The organism is Treponema sp. R80B11-R83G3 (assembly GCF_054786115.1).
Window position 1 is genome coordinate 1 of sequence record NZ_BDHF01000527.1, and the last position, 415, is coordinate 415.

The window sequence follows — 415 nt, forward strand, 5'->3', positions numbered from 1 at the left end:
GAAATCGTACCTTTCCGTATTTGGGCAATATATTCTTACGCCCGAAGTTTTTTCCGAACTTGAATCAAATTTGGCATCCGGTCACGCTACGGAAAAGAACGGGGAATTTGGCTTAACAGACGCTCTTGCGGCTCTTATAGACAAATGTGGGCTTTACGGCGCGGTTATAGACGGAGAAATGTTTGATATAGGTAATGCGAAGGCATATAAAGACGCAATATGGCGTTTTACAGACTTGAGGTAATTTTCTGTAAATAATAATGAAGGAATTTGAAAAATACAGTATATTAGTTTTCATATTAACAATGTTGGGGAATATAGCCAATTATTTTTTCCAGATAATAATGGGAAGAATGTTGGATGTTGATCGTTTTGGTATATTAAATTCATTGAATTCATTTTATGCCATAATATC

1 pseudogene is annotated in these 415 nt (G+C 35.4%); it reads left to right on the plus strand.

Annotation, left to right across the window (positions count from 1 at the left end):
- A pseudogene (locus tag ACYVRH_RS14790) lies at nucleotides 1-244 on the plus strand (hypothetical protein); the annotation flags it as partial.
- Nucleotides 245-415 lie beyond the last annotated feature (171 nt).